This is a genomic window from Pseudundibacterium arcticum, assembly GCF_042646465.1.
GTDB lineage: Bacteria > Pseudomonadota > Gammaproteobacteria > Burkholderiales > Burkholderiaceae_D > Undibacterium_A > Undibacterium_A arcticum.
Window position 1 is genome coordinate 65,456 of the sequence record NZ_JBHRTP010000041.1, and the last position, 16,239, is coordinate 81,694.

Consider the following 16,239-nt stretch of genomic DNA (forward strand, 5'->3'; position numbering starts at 1 on the left):
TATTCGGCAGAAATCGCTTCCTGGCGGCTAGGGCACGCGCTGATCGACCTCGTCCAGCGCCGCCTGATCCAGATGCGCGACATCGCCCCAGCCGGTCAGCGTCAGCGCGCCGTTGCGGATACTGAGCCGGTTGATGCTGGCGTTGAGCACCGGAAAATTACGCGGTGTCGACAGCGGCATCTGTTGCGCCGCGCGATACGCGCATTCGAGCACGCCGCCGTGCGCGACCAGCGCAATTTTCTGGCCGGCATGCCGCTCGGCCCAATGCCGGATCGCGGCCACGGTACGAGTATAGAACTGGCGAAAACTTTCGCCGACCCGGGCGCCGGGCGGCACCGGCGCATCGACGTCGCGCGCCTGCCAGGCCGCATATTCGGCCGGATAACGCCGGCCGATCTCATGGTAATTCAAGCCCTCGAACGCGCCATAGCAGCGCTCGCGCAGCGCCGCGTCGGTCTGTACCGGCAGGCTGCGATGGCGCGCCACCGCCTGGGCGGTCTGCAGCGCGCGCCGCAGGTCGCTGGCGACGATCGCGTCGAGCGCCTCGCCACGCAAGGCATGTCCGAGTGCGGCGGCCTGCCGTTCGCCTGCGGCATTGAGCGGGATATCGATATGGCCCTGCAGCCGGCGCGCGGCATTCCAGGCGGTTTCGCCGTGGCGGATCAGCAGGATTTCAGTGGTTGTGGTCAAGCAGTTCTCATTGGGTTCGGCCCGGGGCCTGGTTCAGTCACGGATGCAGTGTCGGATTCAAGGTATAGCTGCCGACGATGCTGGCCTGATCGACGATATGGCCGCGCATCGCGTCGCGCACCGCCCGCCCGTCGAAGCGCCCGGTCAGCGGCAGCCGTGCGATGTCGAGCGCGTACAGCGTAAATACATAGCGGTGCAAAATCGCATCGTTCCAGGGCGGGCACGGGCCGTCGTAGCCGTAATAGTCGCCCGCCATCTGCGGATCGGAGGCGAACCAGCCGGTATAGTCATTGATCCCCTGGCGCGCACTACCGACTGCCGCGTCCCGCTTGCCGCGCGCCGTGATGCCGTCGGAAAATTCGCCCTCGGCTATCTCCTGCCGGGTCGGCGCCAGGTCGATCAGGGACCAGTGGAAGAAATCGACGCGCGGCAAATCCGCCGGCACAGTCTTGCCGTCCTGATTCACATCGTCGCCGCGCGACGGCACATCGGGGTCGTGACAAATCAGCGCCAGCGATTGGCAGCCGGGCGGCACTTCTTGCCAGGCCAGATGCGGATTTTTGTTGGCCGCCAGCCGTACGTGGGTAGTCGGATCGATGACGCAGAATGCATTGTTGCCGTTGATCATGCCGCCATCGACAAAGGAATCGCTCCACAATTTCATCGTGCCCTCCCCGTTTTGAAATATCCCGCCATTGTGCAGGCCGACGCCGCTTTTGCCGTGCGCTAACGCAAACTATTGCGCCAACTCAGCCGGCCGGCTTGACCTGCAGCCAGAACGTCACCGGGCCATCGTTGGTCAGCGACACCTTCATGTCGGCGCCGAAACGGCCGGTGTCGACCCGAGGATGCAGGCTGCGGGCGCGCTCGGTGAAATAGTCGAATAGCCTGCGCCCGAGCTCCGGCGCGGCCGCCGGTGTAAACGACGGCCGGGTGCCGGATTTAGTGTCGGCCGCCAGCGTGAACTGCGGCACCAGCAGCAAACCGCCGGCGACATCGCTGACGCTGCGGTTCATCTTGCCATCATCGTCGGAAAACACGCGGTAGGCCAGCAGCTTGGACAGCAGTGCGTCGGCCTGCGCCTCGCCATCGCCGCGTTCGGCGCACAGCAATACCAGCAGCCCGCCGTCGATCGCGCCGACCGTGGCGCCATCGACCACCACGCTGGCATGGCTGACCCGCTGCAAGAGTGCGATCAAGGCAGCGCGATCAACTGAGCGTGACCCGCGCAAACTTGCGCTTGCCGACCTGGACCACCACCGTGCCGGCCTCGACCTTCAGATTCTTGTCGCTGATCACCGCGCCATCGATCCGCACGCCACCCTGCTCCACCATCCGCATTGCGTCCGAGGTCGACGGGCACAAATTGGCTTGTTTCAATAATTGCGAGATCGGCAGCGGCGCGCCGGCCAGGCTCAGCTCCGGGATGTCGTCCGGGATGCCGCCCTTGGAACGGTTCACGAAGTCGGCCAGCGCCTCCTCAGCCGCCTTGGCCGAATGAAAGCGCGTGACGATTTCCTGCGCCAGCGCAACCTTGACGTCGCGCGGGTTCTGGCCGCCAGCGACGGCCGCCTGGTAGCCGGCGATCTCGGCCAGCGAGCGGAATGACAGCAGCTCGTAATAGCGCCACATCATGCTGTCGGAGATGCTCATCAGCTTGGCGAACATGGTGTTGGCAGGCTCGGCGATGCCGATGTAATTGTTCTTCGACTTCGACATCTTTTCGACGCCGTCCAGCCCTTCCAGCAGCGGCATGGTCAGGATGCATTGCGGTTCCTGGCCCCAGTCCTTCTGCAGTTCGCGCCCCACCAGCAGGTTGAATTTCTGGTCGGTGCCGCCCAGTTCGAGGTCGCTCTTCAACGCCACCGAGTCGTAGCCCTGCATCAGCGGGTACAGGAATTCGTGCACCGAAATCGGGATGCCATCCTTGAAGCGCTTGGAAAAATCGTCGCGCTCCATCATCCGCGCCACCGTATATTTGGACGCCAGCTGGATCATGCCGCGCGCGCCCAGCGGGTCCGACCATTCGGAGTTGTAGCGCATTTCGGTCTTGCTTGGGTCGAGCACCAGGCTGGCCTGGGCAAAATAGCTTTTCGCATTTTCCTCGATCTGCTCGCGCGTCAGCGGCGGCCGCGTGGCGTTGCGACCGGACGGGTCGCCGATCATCGAGGTGAAGTCGCCGATCAGGAAAATCGCGATATGGCCCAGATCTTGCAGCTGACGCAGCTTGTTGAGCGCGACAGTGTGGCCCAGATGCAAGTCCGGCGCGGTCGGATCGAGGCCCAGCTTGATCCGTAGCGGCACGCCGGTTTGCTCCGAGCGCGCCAGTTTTTGTGCAAATTCGGCTTCGATCAGCAATTCTTCGACGCCGCGCTTGGTGATTTGCAGCGCTTCCTGCACCTTTTCGGACAGTGCAAGCACCCGATTGGGCGCACTCGCAGGCATCTGTGGTGTGCCGTTTGGCGCGGACGACGGATTGCTGATGGTGTGATCTGGCTGGTGTTTCATAGATGCGGCGAAAGTAAAAATCTTAAAAAAATAGGCTCGTAACGACCGTTTGGTATAATAATCGGTTCTAAATCTTGCCGCGTGTCAACAAAAACAATAAAAGAAAGCAAAACTGACCAAGACGCCAGATTTTAACTGATTGCCTGCAGCTCAGATAAATGCAGCAGATAAATACCTCAGATAAGACCATGCCCCTCGCTCACCATATCAAGCTGTTGTTCGGCTCCTCGCGCAAGACCCGCATCGTGTCGTTCTCGGCACTGTTTTGCGGGGTGTGCGCATTTGGCGCCGCCGCCGTGGCGCCGATGGCACCGGATGCGTCCGATCTGCCGGTCCAGTCGATCGCGCAGGAACTGCGCTTGCCAGACCTGTCCAGCCAGATCGCGGGGCTCGAACAGCGGCCACAAACCTTCACGCACGAAGAACGCGTTCGCCCCGGCGACACCCTGGCTGCGCTGCTGACCCGGCTAGGCATCGACGATGAGGCCGCCGCCAATTTCATCAAGAGCGACGCCACCGCACGCGGCGTGCTGCAGCTGAGGGCCGGCAAGCCGGTGCAGGCCGAAACCAATGAAGACGGCCAGCTGCAATGGCTGCGCGCCACCATGATCGACGGCAAGAACGATCCGGTCAAGAATATCGTGATCGAACGCAAGAACCAGACTTTCACCGCTTCCGCGCTGCCGGCCACGATCGAAAAGCGGATCGAAATGCACTCCGGCGTGATCCGCTCATCGCTGTTCGCCGCCACCGACGCGGCCCAGATCCCGGACACGGTCGCGACGCAGATCGTCGACATGTTCGCCACCGACATCGACTTTGCCGCCGACCTGCAGCGCGGCGATCGCTTCAACGTGGTCTATGAGAGCTTCTGGCAGAACGGCGAATTTCTCCGCGCCGGCCGCATCCTGGCCGGCGAATTCCATAACGGTGGCGACACCTATCAATCGGTCTGGTTCGACGAGCCGGGCAGCAGCCAGGGCGGCGGTTATTACGGCATTGACGGTAAATCGCTGAAAAAGGCCTTCCTCAAATCGCCGCTCGAATTCTCGCGGATCTCGTCCGGTTTCTCGATGCGCTTGCATCCGATTCTCGGCCAGTGGAAGCAGCACAAGGGCGTCGATTTCGCCGCCGTCACCGGCACCCCGATCCGCGCCTCCGGCGACGGCGCCATCGAGTTCGTCGGCGGCCAGAACGGTTACGGCAATGTCGTGATGATCAAGCACTGGTCGAATTATTCGACCGTCTACGCGCACATGAGCCGCTTCGCGGCCGGCATCCGCAAGGGCACGAAAGTGAGCCAGGGCGAAGTGATCGGCTATGTCGGCGCCACCGGCTGGGCCACCGGCCCGCACCTGCATTACGAATTCCGCGTCAACGATGTGCCGCGCGATCCGCTGTCGGTCGACGTGCCGAATGCGCAATCGCTGGCCGGCGCCGAGATGCAACGCTTCCACAAGGTGGCGGCCGACATGACACATCGCTTCGCGCTGCTGACGCCGGACGCCAATAACATCAAGCTGGCGCTGAAATAAGCCGCCACCGGTTGACCGACTTGACCTCCGCAACAGAGTCTCCGCTGTATATCGGCCTGATGTCCGGCACCAGTCTGGACGGGGTCGATGGCGTGCTGACCGAGATTGCCGCCGATTTCTCCGATGGCGCGCTGCACTCCTTGGGCGCGGCCTACGTCCCGTTTCCCGAGTCTTTGCGCAGCGCGCTGATGGCGCTGCAGGCGCCGGGCGACAATGAAATCGAGCGCGAAGCGGCCTGCGCCAATCAACTGGCGCGCCACTATGCCGACTGCGTCGCGCAATTGCTGGCGCAGAGCGGCACTGCGCCGCAGCGCGTGCGCGCGATCGGCGTGCACGGCCAGACCATCCGCCATCGACCGGAACTCGGCTGCACCCGCCAGACCAATAATCCGGCGCTGCTGGCCGAACTGACCGGCATCGACGTGATCGCCGATTTTCGCAGCCGCGACATCGCCGCTGGCGGCCAAGGCGCGCCGCTGGTGCCGGCCTTCCATCAGGCGGTGTTTGGCCAGGCCGGCACCACTCGCGTGGTCGCCAATATCGGCGGTATCAGCAATATCAGCGTGCTCGATGGCACCACCGCCGACGGCCGTGTGCTCGGCTTCGATACCGGCCCCGGCAATCTGCTGATGGACGCCTGGATCGCCCAGCATCAACGCTTGGCCTATGACGCCGACGGCGCCTGGGCCGCCGGCGGCAAGGTAATCCCGGCACTGCTGCACGCGTTGCGCGCGGTACCGTATTTCGAATTGCCGCCACCGAAGAGCACCGGCCGCGACCTGTTCCATCCGACTTGGCTGGCAGCGCTGCTGCTGCGGTGTTCGGCTTTAACATCGAACGCGGCACCGGCCCCAGCCGATGTACAGGCCACGCTGGCGGCGTTTACTGCCACCACGCTGGCCGATGCGATTGCGACCCATGCGCGGCAGGCGGGCGCAGTCTATGTCTGCGGCGGCGGCGCCTACAACGGCCACCTGATGCGGCAACTCGAACTGGCGCTGCAACAGCGCAAGCTGACCACGCAAGTCCACTCCACCGCAATCCTTGGCGTTGCGCCTAATCAGGTCGAGGCGCTGGCCTTTGCCTGGCTGGCACATCGTTTCAGTCAGCGCCAGCCGGGAAATTTACCCGGTGTGACGGGCGCACGCGGGTTGCGGATACTGGGTGCGCTGTATCCGGGAACGTAGTTTGGACGCATCGATTCGGACAGAAGCTCGGATTGGCGACGAAAGACACTGGGTCCCCCCTTGCAGGGCGCGTCTGCGCTTGCAAGCGCAGACCGTTACGCAGGCGGACAGCAAACTGTCCGAATTCCCTGCTCCACCGTTCGCTGGGACGACATCAATGATTTGAGTGCAAGCCAAAATTCTTTTCGCGGTAATTTCCCTAGTCTGATCGGCAGACCTTCAATTGCGGGTTGCGGGGTTGCTTTTGATCTGATCCGCTTGAGACGCTGCCGTTTGTGCGTGGCAGAAAATGGATCAGAAACGAAAAATGTCTGAGCCGCAGGCGAGTTGTTTTCGTTTCCCATTTTTTGCCACGCACAAACGGGCACCCGAAGGGCAGCGGCTGTGCGGTCGCCTTTTTTGGCTTACCTTTTTTGGCGAAGCAAAAAAGGTAAGTGGCCGCCGGGCCACCCCCGGCCAGAGCACCAAAAACATGAATCTGGCCTGCGTATCGTCGGTTCGCTGTATCCGAGAATGTAAGGAGGGCGCATTGATCCAGACAAAGTCCGGAATTGGCGACGAAAGGCACTGGGCCCCAGCGTTCGCCGGGGCGGCTTCAACATAAGCGGAGCAGGAACAAAAAAGGACGCCGCAGCGTCCTTCTTGTTTGGGGCGAAAAAATTTACGCCGAGAACGACGAACCGCAACCGCAGGTGGTGGTGGCATTCGGATTCTTGATCACGAATTGCGCGCCTTCCAGATCGTCCTTGTAGTCGATTTCCGCGCCGACCAGGTACTGGTAGCTCATCGAATCGATCAGCAGTTGGACGCCGTTCTTGGTCATCGTGGTATCGTCTTCATTGACGATTTCGTCGAAGGTGAAACCGTACTGGAAGCCGGAACAGCCGCCGCCCTGCACGAATACGCGCAGTTTCAGGTCGGGATTGCCCTCTTCCTCGATCAGTTGCGCGACTTTCTGCGCGGCACTATCGGAAAACACGATCGGGGACGGGATCACGTCTTGCATTTCGGCTACTGCGTTCGCTGCTGCGTTCATTTCGGGCTCCTACCAGACAAACAATACAATCATTATACGCGGTCGCGGACTTACGTACTGGAAGCCGCGAGTTTCAGCACCAGATCGGCAGCCTGGTCATGGGCCAGCTTGCCGGACACCAGTGCGCCGCCGTGCATTTCCAGGGTTTTGTAATGGACATCACCTATGATGCGGGCTTTCGGCTGTAATTCAAGCAGTTCGGTCGAATACACGGCGCCAACCACTTCGCCATTGACCACCAGATGCGCGACCCGCACTTCGCCCTCGATCTTCGCATGCTCGGAAATGACCAGCATGCTGGGCTCGCCTGCTTCGCCGATCACATTCCCCTTGATGTGACCATCGATCCGCAGGCCACCCTTGAAACGCAGATCGCCATTGATGGTGGTGGAGATGCCAATCAGGCTGTCGATGGTATTTTTAGTCTTGCGGCTGAACATTCTGTACTCCTTCGAAAGCATTCATAAATTAGCGGACTGCTGCGCGCGCAGCTGGCCTTTTTCCATCACGCGGGCCTGAATCATCCTGGCAGTCGCGCCATCGGGCAGCGTCAGCACGCCTTCCAGCCGCTGGTAGTGCTTGAAGCCGAGCTTGTACTTATCCGGCTCGGTGGATTTCTCATCTGGAAACAGCATCACCAGATTCTTGCCGCCCTGCGTCACCGTCACCGCCAGTTGCAGATTGCCGGTGAACTCGCGCTCGCCTTTGCCGCCCTGCATCATCAGCAGGCGATAACGCAGCTGATTCGGCGCCACCAGTTCGGCAGTCAGGCGCCGGATCGCGATCGCGCCGGGGCCGGCGCCGGCCGGCAACAGTCCTTCAAAAAACGCCAGGTCGTCCTTCAGCTTGGCGTTGTCGGCTTCCAGTGTCCGCGCCTGTTGGGCCAATTGCTTTTGGGCCGAACGCTCGATGTTCAGATTTGATTCCGAGGTGTTGGCTGCCACCAGCAACTGGTCGCGCTCCTGGGTCAGCTGCGCGACCTGTTGCTGCAACGCGGCTACCTGCTCCTTGCTGACACCGGGCTTGATGCCAGAAATGCTGCGTCCAAGGTCGTAAGTCCACATAGCCAGCGCGCCGCCCAGTCCCAGCACCAGCACGATCACCGCAACTTTCAGCGGCCATGACAGATGGCCGCTGATATTCATCCTGGGCGCAACGATCGCGCTGCGCCGCAAACCTGATTTGCGCTTCACCGGCTGACTGCGCCGATGGAGCGCCGCCGCTGTCGGATACTCATGGCATCACCGGCACGTGCAGCAGACCGGTAGTTTCGGCCAGCCCGAACATCAAATTCATGCACTGCACCGCCTGACCGGATGCGCCCTTCACCAGATTGTCCTGCACCACCAGCACCACGACATGGTCGCCCGGCTGGCCGTCGACCTCAGGCCGATGTACGGCCAGGCGCAGCATGTTCGAGCCGCGGGTCGAGCGGGTTTCCGGATGGCTGCCAAATGGCATCACATCGACGAACGGCTCATCCTTGTAAGCGTCGACGAACAGGTTTTGCAGTGCCTGGTTGTCGATCTCCTGCGTCAGTCGCGCGTACAGCGTCGAATGCATGCCGCGGATCATCGGCACCAGGTGTGGCGTAAACAGCAGGCCGATTTTCTGTGTGCTGTGTTTTTGCAGCTGCTCGCGCGTCTCCGGCGAGTGACGATGGCCGGACACGCTATAGGCCTTGAAGCTGTCGCTGGTTTCGGTGAACAGCAAGCCCATTTCGGCCTTGCGACCGGCACCCGAGACGCCCGACTTGCAGTCGGCAATCAGGTGCGACGCATCGATCAGGCCGGCTTTCAGTAACGGATAAAAACCGAGTTGCATGGTGGTCGGATAGCAGCCCGGATTGCCGATCACGCGCGCGCCCTTGATCGCGGCGCGGTTCAGTTCCGGCAGGCCATACACCGCTTCTTCCAGGATTTGCGGGCAGCTGTGGGCGATGCCATACCATTTGGAAAATTCGGTCACATCCTTCAGGCGGAAATCAGCCGCCAGATCGATCACCTTGACGCCAGCGGCCAGCAAGTCGGGCGCCTGCGCCATCGCGACGCCGTGCGGGGTGGCGAAAAACACCACGTCGCAGTCGGTCAACCGGGCTTTTTCGGGCGCCGAAAAAGCCAGCGCGACGCGGCCGCGCAGCGATGGGTACATGTCGGCAACCGGCAAGCCGTCTTCCTTGCGCGAAGTAATCGCGGTCAGTTCGACCTCAGGGTGGGTCGACAGGATGCGCAGCAGTTCGACACCCGTATACCCGGTGCCGCCAACGATACCGACTTTGATCATGTTCTTTCCTCTGCGTTGATCGTCATAAACGATTTATTTTACAGGCGATTTGGCCGCCATTTTCTATTGTTGCTGGGCAATGTGGGGCCTTCGTTACATTCGCTTGCACAATAGAAAAAGCCGCCGGGCGCAAACCCAGCGGCTTTTGGCACTACTGTTCGGAGCAAGTATTGTGGCTTTAGACGAGGCGCGCTGGCGCAGACAGTACGTTAGTACGGCAAGCCAGCAGCAACGAAGTATAAAGACACAAGACGCCGCGCCGAAATGATTAGCGCTTGGAGAATTGCTTTGCGCGACGTGCCTTGCGCAGACCGACCTTCTTACGCTCGACTTCACGGGCATCGCGGGTGACGAAGCCGGCTTTCGACAGCTCAGGCTTCAGCGTTGCATCGTAGTCGATCAGCGCACGGGTGATACCGTGACGAACCGCGCCAGCCTGGCCGGATTCGCCGCCGCCGTTGACGTTGACCTTGATGTCGAAACGCTCAAGGTTGTTGGTCAGTTCCAGCGGTTGACGGATGACCATCAGACCGGTTTCGCGCGAGAAGTATTCGTTCGCGGGCTTGCCGTTGACGATGATTTGGCCAGTGCCGACCTTGATGAAGACGCGAGCCACTGCACTCTTGCGACGGCCGGTCCCATAATTGTAAATACCGATCATGTCTATTCCTTAGAGGGCGAGTGCTTTAGGTTGCTGCGCAGCGTGCGGGTGATTGCCTTCCGCATACACTTTCAGCTTCTTGATCATCGCGTAGCCGAGTGGGCCTTTAGGCAGCATGCCCTTGACCGCTTTCTCGAGCGCGCGACCTGGAAAACGCTCTTGCATTTTCTTGAAATTGGTCTCATAGATACCGCCTGGATAACCAGTGTGGCGATAGTATGTCTTGTCGGTGGCCTTGGTGCCGGTCACACGCAGCTTGCCTGCGTTGATGACGACAATGAAGTCGCCCGTGTCGACGTGCGGAGTAAATTCCGGTTTGTGTTTGCCGCGCAGTCGGAGTGCCACTTCGCTGGCAACACGTCCGAGGACTTTGTCCGTCGCGTCAATCACGAACCACTCGCGCTTGACCTCATGGCCTTTAGCGGAAAATGTTTTCATGTTGACTTCCTAACTAGATTAACTCGCTCAATTGGGTGGTTCCGCTGATCATCGCCATCGCTGACGACGGTGCGGACTCGTCCTTATTTTTCCTGAGCGAACGGAAAACCGGCAATTATATGCTGTTCGGGACCCAGCGTCAAACCAGGCGGGAATAGGGACGGCGCTGGCAAAAAAAAACCCACCGCTGCGAGGCGCCGGGCTTGAACCACATTGTCAAGAGGTGGAGGAGGAGACAACCGCTAGGGCTGTGGTGTTGCAATAACGGACTGAAAAAACGCACTGCGGAAACCTTGCTGCAAATTCGCTACACATTTCGCTGCACATCCAAGTCATGCTTTATTCTAGCGCATTGAATGGTGCAGCGCAACAAATTATTGATGCTTTTGGGAAACTTCTGTGCAATTGTGCCGGTTCCCAGCGCGGCTAAATATTAACATGTGCAAAATCAATTACTTACTGACAAAATTCCAGATTAAATAATTTCCGCGCGGAAACTTGTTTGATTGCGGCGCAATAACCATACTTCCACCAATTCCAGTGGCAACGCAACTGCTACCAGCATGAATATGGTGACGCCCACTCCAGTTACAATAGCGCACTGTTGCGCGCCCCGCCCCGCCATGGACCGTGGTCGCGTCGCTGCGGGCCATGCGCGGCAGTCGGTACACCCAGTTCACCTTTTTGAAAGAATACGATGGAATGCACGGTACGCTGGACCGGTTTATCCGGAATGACTTTTTTGGCTGAAACCGGCTCTGGCCATGTGCTGGCGATGGATGGCGCGCCCGATGGCGGCGGTCGCAATCTGGCGCCGCGCCCGATGGAAGTGGTGCTGGCCGGCACCGGCGGCTGCACCGCCTATGACGTGGTGCTGATCCTGCGCAAGAGCCGCCAGGACATTCGCGGCTGCGACGTCACGTTGCAATCCGAACGGGCCGAGAGCGACCCGAAGGTGTTCACCAAGATCCACTTCCATTTCACCGTGACCGGCCGCAACCTCAAGCCGAATCTGGTGGAACGCGCGATCAAGTTGTCGCACGAGAAATACTGCTCGGCCTCGATCATGCTGGAGAAATCGGCCACGATCACGCATAGCTACGAGATCGTCGACGATCTGGCAACTGAGACGCAAGCGACGCCTGCCAACTGACTTGGCGCTCGCTCCCCGTCAAGGGGACGGCTGGGGTGGGGATGGGTCATCACTGGCGCGGCTTGAAACCCATCCCCATCCCGACCTTCCCCTTGAAGGGGAAAGGGCGTTCATGCGACGGCATCATCGGCCGCAACCTGTGCCCGCTTACAAATAATAAGCCGTGGTCGTCATCAGCTTCGCCATCGCCGTCATCGCCTGCCGCACCGGCGCTGCAACTTCGGTCGCGCCGAGCGATTGGGCCGACGCTCCGTGCGCGATTTCGTCTTGGCGCATCTGCTCGACAAGCGCGCGCGATTTGGCGTCCTGCGCCGGCAGCCGGTGCAGGTGGCTGGCCAGATGCGCCTCGACCTGGCGCTCGGTTTCGACCACGAAACCGAGGCTGCGCGCGTCGCCCAGCCGCGCTGCGACAGCGCCCAACGCATAGGCGCCGGCATACCACAGCGGATTGAGCAGGCTCGGACGCGAACCGAGTTCCTGCAGGCGTTGCGCGGTCCAGGCCAGATGATCTTCTTCCTCGCGCCCGGCGTCGGCAAACTGGCGGCGCAATGCCTCGCTCTGCGCGAACCTGCCTTGCGCATCGTACAGCGCCTGGGCACAGACCTCGCCGACGTGGTTGACCCGCATCAGGCCGGCACTGTGACGGCGTTCGGTGTCGTCCAGGGTCGCGTCGGCCGCGTGCGCTGCCGGATTCGGGCGCGATGCCGATGCGACGCCGGCGACCACGCGCAGCGCTTTATCGAAACCGTTGATCAGATGGTCGAAAGGGTGACGGGTGCTTTGCATCGTTGTTCGTTGCTCGTGGTTTTCGGAAAATATTGGCAGTATGTGCTGATTGCGCATTGATTGCGGCGGCAACATGGCATCCCCCGTCAGAGTATTACAATGGGCGAAGCTACGACGCCGCGCCGCCGACTGCACTGCCGTCATTATCCATCGACTCACGTGCCGCGTCCGCAATTAAATGCCCGCTAGGCCGGCCTAGGCCGCAGGGCTGTAAATTTCTCCAACCACCGTTCGCGCTGAAATCCGCTCGCCCTAAGTAGGTCCGTTCGCCCTGAGTAGGTCCGTTCGCCCTGAGTAGGTCCGTTCGCCCTGAGTAGCGAAGCGTATCGAAGGGAGCGTATCGAAGGGAGCGTTTTTCTGACCGAGGCAGGCGTCGATACGCCGCTTGTTTGTTCCGCTCGTCCTGAGATGCTGCGCAGCAGCGTATCGCAGGGCTACCATTCCAAGCGGATAACCGGCAGGCGAGAAACTAACAGCCCTGCCAGCCCGATGACGCTGCGTGCCGGCAAGGAATATTGCGTAAAATGACAGGTTGCATTGCATCTGCACCACGTTCAATACGGATTACCAGGCAGTATGCGTCAATTCCGCATCATTTTAGAGCGCAACCAGCACACTGCCAGACCAGTATTTAAATGCGCTTGAATGGTCGCCGGCCCATGCCGCAACCGATGCGCCACCCCGTTCCACTTTAATAGGCTCCGCATGCCGCGCCCGCGCTTTTTGCCCGACAATTTCACCCTGGCCCTGATCACGACGGTGCTGCTGGCCAGCCTGTTGCCATGCGAAGGCCAAGTCGCGCTGGCCTTCAACCAGGTCACCTCGCTGGCGATCGGCCTGCTGTTCTTCCTGCATGGCGCCAAGCTGCCGCGCGAGGCGATCGTGGATGGCGCCGCGCACTGGCGCCTGCATCTGACGGTGCTGGCCTGCACCTTTGCGCTGTTTCCGCTACTGGCGCTGGGCTTGCAGCCGTTGCTGGCGCCGCTGGTGACGCCCGACCTGTATCTGGGGATCCTGTTCCTGGCGGTGCTGCCGTCGACCGTGCAATCATCGATCGCCTTCACCTCGGTCGCACGCGGCAATGTGCCGGCCGCCATTTGCAGCGCGTCGGCGTCCAACCTGGTCGGCATCTTCATCTCGCCGCTGCTGGTCGGGCTGGTGGTGGTGCAGCACGGCGCGGCCGCGTCCGGCGGCGCGCAAGCGTCGTTCGACTCGGTCACCCATATCGCGCTGCAGCTGCTGCTGCCCTTCGTCGCCGGCCAGATCGCACGGCGCTGGATCGGTGCCTGGGTCGATCATCACAAGGCGGTGCTGAAATACGTGGACCAGGGCTCGATCCTGCTGGTGGTGTACACCGCGTTCAGCGAGGCGGTCAACCAAGGCCTGTGGCACCAGTTGCCGCTGCCGGCGTTGGGCGGCCTGTTCGTGGTCTGCGCGGTGCTGCTGGCATCAGCGCTGATCCTGACCACCGTGGTCGCGCGCCGGCTCGGCTTCGCCAAGGACGACGAAATCACGATCGTGTTTTGCGGCTCGAAGAAGAGTCTGGCCAGCGGCATCCCGATGGCGAAGATCTTGTTCGCCGGACATGCGGTGGGTGTGGTGGTATTGCCGCTGATGCTGTTTCACCAGATTCAGCTGATGGTGTGCGCGGTGCTGGCGCAGCGTTATGCGGCGCGGCTGCATCTGCCGCCGCAAGCCGCCGCCGCCAAGGTCGCAGCCGATCACGGTCCCGAAGCGGAAGCGGCGGCCGACTGAGTTCCGTCAGGGCTTACGCAAACGAGAAAGAAAGGTGGATGGGTGCAACCCATCTTTATTCCTTGGGCTCAATGATGGGTTGCACCCATCCTACCAATTACGCATTTTACTTACGCCCGATCCGTTACTCGCAGGCTGCGATCGCGCGATGGCAGCCCGAACACACCTCAATACCAACCTCATTACAGGCCACCCATGTCGTTCCAGCATCCCGTTTTGATCCGCTATCGTCACCCTCGGAGCGCAGCATGAGCGGCCCCTTCAGCCGCAAGCCGCTGGACGGCTTTGGCGCGATCGTGATGCTGGTGTGCTGCGTGTGCTGGGGCTTGCAGCAGGTCGCCGTCAAGGTGGCGGCGCCCAGCATCAGCCCGGTGATGCAGATGGGTGTGCGCTCGCTGGTGGCGGCACTGCTGGTATGCGGGCTGGTGCTGCTGCGCGGCGCGACCGCAACTGCCGCTCCGCTTGGCGCGGCCGGCAAAGCTGGCGGCAGACGGGGCGGCAAGCGCCTGTTCTGGCCCGGCATCGCAGCCGGCCTGCTGTTTGCCGGCGAATTCCTGTTCGTCTCGCTCGGCCTCGGCCACACCAGCGCCTCGCACATGTCGGTGTTTCTGTACACCGCACCGATTTTCACGGTGCTCGGCCTGCACTGGCTGATTCCAACCGAGCGGATCGGCACCGCGCAATGGCTCGGCATCGGCGCCGCCTTTGCCGGCATCGCACTGGCTTTTGCCGATGGCATGGGCAGCGGCGCCGGCGATTGGCGCAACATGCTGATCGGCGATGCGATGGGGATTGTGGCCGGCATCATGTGGGCCGCGACCACGGTCGTGGTGCGCGCCACCGCGCTGTCCGAAGCGCCGCCGACCACTACCCTGCTCTACCAGCTGGCGACGGCTGCGGTGCTGCTGCTGGCGCTGGCCTTCGGTTCCGGTCAGGCGCTCGTGACGGCGATGAGCAGCATCGCCTGGCTCAGCATGCTGTTCCAGTCCGTGATCGTCGCGTTTGTGAGCTACCTGACCTGGTTCTGGATGCTGCGCCGCTATCTAGCCTCGCGCATTGCGGTGTTTTCATTCCTGACGCCGCTGTTCGGGGTCGGCTTCGGCGTGCTGTTGCTGCACGAGCCGGTCGGGCTGCGCTTCATAGGCGGCGCGGTGCTGGTGCTGGCCGGGATTGTGCTGGTCAATCTGCGGCGCTAGCGCGGCGCGGATTGCGATGGCCGCGCCAGCATCGCGCGCGGTGAGCGCACGCAGACATGCTGTTTGATACATGCACCGCAGCGCTTGCGTCACGCGATCGCATGGCCGGACACGACCGGTATGCGCACGCTAGGGTTTCTGCGCGTCCTTGGCCGCATCCTGGATTTTTTCGCCGGCCTCTTGAATCTTCTTGCCAGCTGCGGACGCTGCCTTGTTGATTTCTTCACCGGCCTTCGACGCGGCCTGATCGAGCTTTTGCCCGGCTTGTTCGGCCGGACCTTTTTCGACTATCGGTTCATTTTTCTTGCAGCCTGCCAGACCGCCGCCCAACAAACCGGCGACCACTACTGTGGAAATAATTTTGCTGAAGGTCATCATGATCGCATCCTCGAAAAGTACGGCTCCCCCGAAAAATGCAGGTACCGAATAAATAGCATAACCCAGTTCAGGCGAACTGATGCGGCGTATCGGTAGCACGTCGGGGCAGCGCCTCGGACCGCAAATTGCAGCCCTGCAATGTCAATTTTGCGGGAGTATATGGCTAAACATATCAGTATACGCCCGGATTAATTACGCCTTGAAAAATACTGACGGCAGTATTTATGATGGCGACAATGCGCGTTTGGGGCGAAACACCGCCGCGTCCTGATAAAACGCGGCATCTTGCGCCGGCCACCAGCCCGGCACGCCGAGCACCGGCAACGGCGTGAAATCGGCGGTGCTCAAGCTCCGCCCGGCCAGCGCCGCCGCCACCGCGCGATCGATCCACGCGCGCTTGTCGGCTTGCGGCAACGCAAAGAAAGCCGCGTCCGCCGCCAGCACCCAGCTGTGTGCGGTGATCGCCTTGTATGGCGCAACCAGCTTTTCCATCAGCGCATGGCCGAACAGCCAGACCTCGACCTCGCGGCCGAACGCGGCGCGCTGCGCGACGAACGCGTGCTGCCACTGGTGCGCGCGCAATGCCGCCACCACGGCGGCGGCCGACGAACCGGCGGCCGGCGCCCCGGCCGC

The 16,239-nt window shown here is 61.5% G+C and carries 18 protein-coding genes; 5 read left to right on the forward strand and 13 right to left on the reverse strand.

Annotation, left to right across the window (positions count from 1 at the left end):
* Positions 1-27: 27 nt before the first annotated feature.
* The 4 genes from ACFOFO_RS14345 to tyrS form a co-directional block, all read right to left on the reverse strand.
* Positions 28-690: a histidine phosphatase family protein gene (locus tag ACFOFO_RS14345; protein WP_390327098.1), complete on the reverse strand. Its 663-nt coding sequence runs from the start codon at positions 688-690 to the stop codon at positions 28-30.
* 37 nt (positions 691-727) lie between these two features.
* The gene (locus tag ACFOFO_RS14350) at positions 728-1,354 is read right to left on the reverse strand and encodes a YbhB/YbcL family Raf kinase inhibitor-like protein (RefSeq protein WP_390327100.1); all 627 of its coding nucleotides are present in this window, start codon (positions 1,352-1,354) and stop codon (positions 728-730) included.
* 85 nt (positions 1,355-1,439) lie between these two features.
* Positions 1,440-1,889, reverse strand: a complete 450-nt coding sequence (dtd, locus tag ACFOFO_RS14355; protein ID WP_390327101.1) for a D-aminoacyl-tRNA deacylase — start codon at positions 1,887-1,889, stop codon at positions 1,440-1,442.
* A 10-nt stretch (positions 1,890-1,899) separates the two neighbouring features.
* Positions 1,900-3,135, reverse strand: a complete 1,236-nt coding sequence (gene tyrS / locus ACFOFO_RS14360; protein ID WP_390328250.1) for a tyrosine--tRNA ligase — start codon at positions 3,133-3,135, stop codon at positions 1,900-1,902.
* A gap of 251 nt (positions 3,136-3,386) precedes the next feature.
* Here tyrS and ACFOFO_RS14365 point away from each other — a divergent pair, with 251 nt between their 5' ends.
* Both ACFOFO_RS14365 and ACFOFO_RS14370 read left to right on the forward strand, forming a co-directional pair.
* A complete protein-coding gene (locus ACFOFO_RS14365) occupies positions 3,387-4,733 on the forward strand; it encodes a M23 family metallopeptidase (RefSeq protein ID WP_390327104.1) in 1,347 nt (448 codons plus the stop codon).
* A 20-nt stretch (positions 4,734-4,753) separates the two neighbouring features.
* Entirely contained in the window at positions 4,754-5,920 is a 1,167-nt protein-coding gene (locus ACFOFO_RS14370; protein WP_390327106.1) for an anhydro-N-acetylmuramic acid kinase, read from the forward strand.
* Between the two features lie 661 nt (positions 5,921-6,581).
* On the opposite strand, the gene erpA is transcribed toward ACFOFO_RS14370, so the two are convergent.
* The 6 genes from erpA to rplM all read right to left on the reverse strand — a co-directional run bounded on the left by erpA (position 6,582) and on the right by rplM (position 10,338).
* Positions 6,582-6,956: an iron-sulfur cluster insertion protein ErpA gene (gene erpA / locus ACFOFO_RS14375; protein WP_390327109.1), complete on the reverse strand. Its 375-nt coding sequence runs from the start codon at positions 6,954-6,956 to the stop codon at positions 6,582-6,584.
* Positions 6,957-7,006: 50 nt separating this feature from the next.
* Positions 7,007-7,396, reverse strand: coding sequence for a bactofilin family protein (locus ACFOFO_RS14380; RefSeq protein ID WP_390331845.1), 390 nt, complete (start codon positions 7,394-7,396; stop codon positions 7,007-7,009).
* 21 nt (positions 7,397-7,417) lie between these two features.
* Positions 7,418-8,149, reverse strand: a complete 732-nt coding sequence (locus ACFOFO_RS14385; RefSeq protein WP_390327111.1) for a DUF6776 family protein — start codon at positions 8,147-8,149, stop codon at positions 7,418-7,420.
* A gap of 40 nt (positions 8,150-8,189) precedes the next feature.
* Positions 8,190-9,239 carry an N-acetyl-gamma-glutamyl-phosphate reductase gene (gene argC, locus ACFOFO_RS14390; protein WP_390331846.1) on the reverse strand — a complete coding sequence of 350 codons (1,050 nt, stop codon included), beginning with the start codon at positions 9,237-9,239 and terminating at the stop codon, positions 8,190-8,192.
* 268 nt (positions 9,240-9,507) lie between these two features.
* The gene (rpsI, locus tag ACFOFO_RS14395) at positions 9,508-9,900 is read right to left on the reverse strand and encodes a 30S ribosomal protein S9 (protein ID WP_390327114.1); all 393 of its coding nucleotides are present in this window, start codon (positions 9,898-9,900) and stop codon (positions 9,508-9,510) included.
* Between the two features lie 9 nt (positions 9,901-9,909).
* Positions 9,910-10,338, reverse strand: a complete 429-nt coding sequence (gene rplM / locus ACFOFO_RS14400) for a 50S ribosomal protein L13 (RefSeq protein ID WP_390327116.1) — start codon at positions 10,336-10,338, stop codon at positions 9,910-9,912.
* Positions 10,339-11,035: 697 nt separating this feature from the next.
* Between rplM and ACFOFO_RS14405 the strand changes: the two genes are divergently transcribed.
* Positions 11,036-11,491 (forward strand): OsmC family protein, encoded by a 456-nt coding sequence (locus ACFOFO_RS14405; RefSeq protein ID WP_390331847.1) that lies wholly within the window; start codon positions 11,036-11,038, stop codon positions 11,489-11,491.
* Positions 11,492-11,638: 147 nt separating this feature from the next.
* Here the strand turns inward: ACFOFO_RS14405 and coq7 are convergent, their stop codons facing one another.
* Positions 11,639-12,277, reverse strand: coding sequence for a 2-polyprenyl-3-methyl-6-methoxy-1,4-benzoquinone monooxygenase (coq7, locus tag ACFOFO_RS14410; RefSeq protein WP_390327117.1), 639 nt, complete (start codon positions 12,275-12,277; stop codon positions 11,639-11,641).
* 705 nt (positions 12,278-12,982) lie between these two features.
* On the opposite strand from coq7, the gene ACFOFO_RS14415 reads away from it, so the two are divergent.
* Both ACFOFO_RS14415 and ACFOFO_RS14420 read left to right on the forward strand, forming a co-directional pair.
* The gene (locus ACFOFO_RS14415) at positions 12,983-14,032 is read left to right on the forward strand and encodes a bile acid:sodium symporter family protein (RefSeq protein ID WP_390327119.1); all 1,050 of its coding nucleotides are present in this window, start codon (positions 12,983-12,985) and stop codon (positions 14,030-14,032) included.
* A gap of 248 nt (positions 14,033-14,280) precedes the next feature.
* Positions 14,281-15,228, forward strand: coding sequence for a DMT family transporter (locus tag ACFOFO_RS14420; RefSeq protein WP_390327121.1), 948 nt, complete (start codon positions 14,281-14,283; stop codon positions 15,226-15,228).
* 129 nt (positions 15,229-15,357) lie between these two features.
* Here ACFOFO_RS14420 and ACFOFO_RS14425 read toward each other — a convergent pair whose 3' ends face one another.
* The gene (locus tag ACFOFO_RS14425) at positions 15,358-15,606 is read right to left on the reverse strand and encodes a hypothetical protein (RefSeq protein WP_390331848.1); all 249 of its coding nucleotides are present in this window, start codon (positions 15,604-15,606) and stop codon (positions 15,358-15,360) included.
* Between the two features lie 222 nt (positions 15,607-15,828).
* Positions 15,829-16,239, reverse strand: a 411-nt coding sequence (locus tag ACFOFO_RS14430) for a DUF3025 domain-containing protein (RefSeq protein ID WP_390331849.1), incomplete at its 5' end; no start/stop codon positions are given.

Coding starts and splice junctions, on each gene's coding strand:
- ACFOFO_RS14350 (WP_390327100.1), bottom strand. CDS start 1,354: ATGAAATTGTGGAGCGATTCCTTTGTCGATGGCGGCATGATCAACGGC.
- erpA (WP_390327109.1), bottom strand. CDS start 6,956: ATGAACGCAGCAGCGAACGCAGTAGCCGAAATGCAAGACGTGATCCCG.
- ACFOFO_RS14365 (WP_390327104.1), top strand. CDS start 3,387: ATGCCCCTCGCTCACCATATCAAGCTGTTGTTCGGCTCCTCGCGCAAG.
- tyrS (WP_390328250.1), bottom strand. CDS start 3,135: ATGCCTGCGAGTGCGCCCAATCGGGTGCTTGCACTGTCCGAAAAGGTG.
- ACFOFO_RS14415 (WP_390327119.1), top strand. CDS start 12,983: ATGCCGCGCCCGCGCTTTTTGCCCGACAATTTCACCCTGGCCCTGATC.
- rpsI (WP_390327114.1), bottom strand. CDS start 9,900: ATGATCGGTATTTACAATTATGGGACCGGCCGTCGCAAGAGTGCAGTG.
- ACFOFO_RS14425 (WP_390331848.1), bottom strand. CDS start 15,606: ATGATGACCTTCAGCAAAATTATTTCCACAGTAGTGGTCGCCGGTTTG.
- rplM (WP_390327116.1), bottom strand. CDS start 10,338: ATGAAAACATTTTCCGCTAAAGGCCATGAGGTCAAGCGCGAGTGGTTC.
- ACFOFO_RS14380 (WP_390331845.1), bottom strand. CDS start 7,396: ATGTTCAGCCGCAAGACTAAAAATACCATCGACAGCCTGATTGGCATC.
- ACFOFO_RS14405 (WP_390331847.1), top strand. CDS start 11,036: ATGGAATGCACGGTACGCTGGACCGGTTTATCCGGAATGACTTTTTTG.
- argC (WP_390331846.1), bottom strand. CDS start 9,239: ATGATCAAAGTCGGTATCGTTGGCGGCACCGGGTATACGGGTGTCGAA.
- coq7 (WP_390327117.1), bottom strand. CDS start 12,277: ATGCAAAGCACCCGTCACCCTTTCGACCATCTGATCAACGGTTTCGAT.
- ACFOFO_RS14420 (WP_390327121.1), top strand. CDS start 14,281: ATGAGCGGCCCCTTCAGCCGCAAGCCGCTGGACGGCTTTGGCGCGATC.